The 4,455-nt window shown below is 42.1% G+C and carries 4 protein-coding genes; all 4 read left to right on the top strand.

The window, feature by feature from the left end:
• Nucleotides 1–214 (top strand): DUF5361 domain-containing protein (locus SMIDD26_RS13400; protein ID WP_246747032.1); only part of this gene is annotated, 214 nt, incomplete at its 5' end.
• Nucleotides 214–2,997 (top strand): phage tail protein, encoded by a 2,784-nt coding sequence (locus SMIDD26_RS10170; RefSeq protein WP_061440027.1) that lies wholly within the window; start codon nucleotides 214–216, stop codon nucleotides 2,995–2,997. The genes SMIDD26_RS13400 and SMIDD26_RS10170, both read left to right, overlap by 1 nt.
• Nucleotides 2,997–3,695 carry a phage tail protein gene (locus tag SMIDD26_RS10165; protein WP_061440026.1) on the top strand — a complete coding sequence of 233 codons (699 nt, stop codon included), beginning with the start codon at nucleotides 2,997–2,999 and terminating at the stop codon, nucleotides 3,693–3,695. The genes SMIDD26_RS10170 and SMIDD26_RS10165 overlap by 1 nt, the downstream gene beginning before the upstream one ends.
• The coding region (locus SMIDD26_RS10160) for a phage tail spike protein (RefSeq protein ID WP_280630530.1) at nucleotides 3,692–4,455 on the top strand (764 nt) is incomplete at its 3' end. The genes SMIDD26_RS10165 and SMIDD26_RS10160, both read left to right, overlap by 4 nt.

The raw sequence follows: 4,455 nt of genomic DNA, 5'->3' as shown, positions 1-4,455 counted from the left end.
ACTTGCAAGTATCGTAGACAGACTTTCGCTTTCTTTGTGGTTGCAAACAAAAGATGGTCAAAAGGGTGTTAATCGCCCGACGTCAATTGCTGAGTTGCTTACAAAAAATCACAAAGAAGAGAGTGACGAAAGGGATTATCTCGTTTTCGAATCTGGTGAGGACTTTGAAAATTATCGCAAGGCTTTACTTGCGAAAACAGGAGGTGAGGAATAGTGGCGACCGAATTAGGAAAAGCCTATGTACAAATCATTCCGTCTGCTAAAGGCATTAGTGGCATGATTCACAAGGAAATGGGTGGTGAAGTCGCCTCCGCTGGCGTTAGCGCAGGCGAATCCCTCGGATCCAAAATGATGGGGGCTGTTTCAGGAGTTATTGCTGCTGCAGGAATTGGTAAGGCCATTGGAGCATCCATAACTGAAGGGGCAGCACTACAACAATCGCTTGGTGGTGTCGAAACCCTATTTAAAGATTCAGCTGATAAGGTCAAAGGCTTTGCAAACGAGGCCTACAAAACAACAGGTCTATCGGCCAATGCCTATATGGAAAATGTTACGGGTTTCTCAGCCAGCTTGTTGCAATCGCTCGGTGGAGATACAGATAAGGCGGCAGAAACAGCTAACATGGCCATGATTGATATGTCGGATAATGCGAACAAGATGGGGACATCTATGGAAAGCATTCAGCTGGCTTATCAAGGTTTTGCCAAGCAAAACTACACCATGCTTGATAACTTAAAATTGGGTTATGGTGGTACAAAACAAGAAATGCAACGGCTTCTGGCCGACGCAGAAAAATTGACAGGTGTTAAGTATGACATTAATAATTTGTCAGATGTTTATAGCGCCATTCACGCTATCCAAGAGAATTTGGATATCACTGGCACAACAGCAAGAGAAGCAGCAACAACTTTCACAGGCTCCTTTGAATCGATGAAAGCAGCTGCTCAAAACGTTTTAGGTAAAATTGCGATTGGCGAAAATGTAACTCCAGCCTTACAATCGCTATTAGAAACTACTAAAACTTTCCTTTTTGGCAACTTCTTACCAATGATAGGAAATATCTTATCAGGACTAGGAGTAGTACTGACCGAAGGCGTAAGCTCTTTAGCTTCTCAGCTTTTTGGGGACGCTTTTGGTAGTGCAGTCTATGACCAAATCGGACGTGTGACAGGGATTTTCCAAACCTTTTTTGATATGATCTTCGGGTCAATGGATAGGCAAGGGAATATCGATATCCTAAACACGTTAGGATTTAGCGATGAAGCGGCAACCCAAATTGTTAATATTGCGGACAATATCCGTGTAACCTTTGAGAATATCGGGTCAGTTATCGGTAATGTTGGTAGCATCGTAGCTGATTTTGTAGGCGATCTCTTAGGAATTCAGGGTGGTGAGCAGGGAGTCAATCTTCTTGGAACTGCTTTTGAAATTTTGAGTTCAGCATTGAGAATCAGCTCTTCTATCCTAAAAGAAATCACTAACTTTTTCAAAGAAAATAAATTAGCAGCTGATTTACTGAAGACAGCGGTAGTTGCTCTCGGCGTTGGTTTGCCAGTAATGAAATTTGCAAACTTTTTACAAGGTTTAGGCGGAATAAGTGGAGTTCTTGGAATTGCTAAGACAGCAATAACAACTTTTGCTACGAGTATTACGGCAGCTATTTCTTCAATCCCACTTATAGGATGGATTGCAGCTGCGGTTGCCGCATTAGCTTGGTTCTTCACTCAAACTGAAACAGGTAGACAAATATGGTCATCTTTTGTAGATTGGATCAAACAGGCATGGCAGGGGATTGCTGATTTCTTTGTAGGCCTTTGGTCTGGTATCTCTGAAGGTGCTAGTAATTTGTGGGTAAGTATTCAAGAGGCTGCATCTGTGGCATGGACAGCTATCACAACAGCAGTGATGGCGATTGTTCAACCGTTCATTAATGGATTCATGAATATTTGGAACAATATTTCAGATGGTCTTGCTCAAATTTGGGAAGGAATTAAGATGATTTTTCAAGGTGCTTGGGACTTCATCAAATCTATTTTCTTGGGTGCTATTCTCGTCATCATCGACCTTGTGACAGGGAATTTCACCCAGCTAGGAGCTGACCTTTCTCTAATTTGGGATGGCATTAAAAATGGCGTATCCATGATTTGGGAAGGTATCAAGACATACTTCTCTGGAGTTGTAGATGTTATCGTAGGGTATGGTAAAGCAACTTTTGAAAACTTTTCCAGCACTCTCAGTACAATCTGGAAAGGGTTGTCTGATGCAGGTAAGGCTATCTTTGATGGTTTTGCTCAGATATTATCTAACATCTGGAACACTATCAAATCTGTCGCAAGCAGTGCCTGGGAAGGTTTGAAATCAACTGTCTTAGGTCTGATTGATGGACTTGTCCAAGGCGCTCAGAGAGCATGGGAAAGTATGAAGCAAGGTGTTAGTGACCTTGTAAGTAATGTTACGAGTATCTTCGATGGTATTCGTAATATCGACCTATGGTCAGCAGGTAAGGCTATTCTTGATGGATTTCTAGGCGGTTTGAAATCCGCTTGGGACTCAGTGACTGATTTCGTCGGAGGTATTGCTGGTTGGATTCGTGACCACAAAGGTCCGATTGAATACGACCGCAAGCTCTTGATTCCTGCTGGTAATGCGATTATGCAAGGTTTGGATAGAGGGTTGCAGGACCGTTTCAAAGATGTTAAGAAATCCGTCAGCGGAATGGCTGGCGAAATCTCAAACGCATTTTCAAATGATGATTTTGGTTTGAGTGGAACACCTGCCATTGCCAAAAATATTGAAGCAAGTTTGGCTATGCCAAGCGCTCAACTCGAGGCAAAAGACAGTCAAACCGTGTCTGAGATAGCGATTTTGAGAGCAAGTATGGAGAAGATCCTTACTGCTATCCTTGAAAAGCCGTCAGATACTTACCTGGACGCCGATAAAATTTCAATGAGCGTCTACCAACGCCAAGGTGCAATTTATGCTAGGGAGGGAATTTAATGGAATACATGATTATCAATGGTTTCAATACTTCAACCATTCCTAAATGTGTTGTGACCGACTTTGGTGAGGTAGAGGCTGCTAAACCTAAAGTTTCAGAAACAGCTACTCTATTTGGGGTTAACGGGAATTACCGTGTCTTGGACGGTGCTTATGAGAGTTATGAACGAACATTTGCATTTTACCTTCCAAGGACGGTAGACCCGTCTAAAATCGTTGAGAGATTCCAACCAAATGATAATACGCTAGAGTTTAGCTACCAGCTAGGCTCTTTATTTTATGCTGACTTCATCAGTGCAAAATATAAACCTCATGGGATGCACGGCTGGAAACTAGAAATTAAGTTGAGTATGCAACCGTTCCGTTATCAGAAAGGTGTTGCTCCTCTTATCTTTACCGCAAGTGGAAATATCGACAATCCAGGCTCTGTTTATAGTGAGCCTGTGATTGAGATTGAAGGGGATGGAGATATTTCTTTGACTATCGGACGGACAACTATGCACTTGACCATTAGACGAAAAGTGACCATTGACTGTAGGCATAAGAAACAAAATATCTATAATGCAGATGGTGCAGTGCAAAATACTTTACGTAAACGTGGAGGATTCTTTGAATTAGCAGTCGGGAATAACGGTCTGGTCTTTACTGGTGCGGTCCATAAGGTCACAGTTCGGCCAAATTGGAGGTATATCTTATGATTTATCTTACTGAAGGCAATACGCCTTTAAATGAGGCCTACAATGACGAAATCGTTCAGGAACGAAACAATACCTATCAACTGACCTTTCGTTTTCCTACATCGGATCCCAAGTGGGAATTGCTGAAAGAGGAAACCTTTTTGACAGCTGATGACCTGCATAGTGAGCAGGATTTTTATATTTTTGAGGTTGAAAAGCAACAAGGATATATTCAAGTCTATGCCAATCAGGTTATCAGTTTGTTAAATAATTACATCGTCAGCTCTATCGAGGTTGATCGTGTCAGTGGTACAAGGGTGTTGAGTGCTTTTGCTGGTAGTATTACCAGAACCAATCCCTTTTCTTTTTTCTCGGATATTGACGACAGGCATACGCTCAACATCAAGGACAAGAATGCTATGGAGGTCTTGGCCAAAGACAAGCATTCTATCCTTGGTCAGTGGGGCGGAGATATGGTGCGAAATGGCTATAACTTACGTTTGCTGAAGAATGGCGGTTCTGAAAATGAATCGCTTTTTATGTACAAGAAAAATCTATCTAGCTACCAGCATAAGACCTCAACGAAATCTTTGAAAACTCGGATAACCTTTAAAACAACCGTTAAAGGCGAGGGAGAAAAGGCGCCTGACGTTGATTATGTAGTAGTGATTGATAGTCCCTTACTTGGGAAATATAGCCAAATCTATGAAGCAGTTGTTGAGGTCAATGACCAGAACGTCAAGGACCAAGCTAGCTTGATCGAATACGGTAAGCAGTATTT

The sequence above is a fragment of the Streptococcus mitis genome, assembly GCF_001579035.1.
Classification (GTDB): domain Bacteria; phylum Bacillota; class Bacilli; order Lactobacillales; family Streptococcaceae; genus Streptococcus; species Streptococcus mitis_J.
This window is presented reverse-complemented; position numbering and strand designations above follow the sequence as displayed.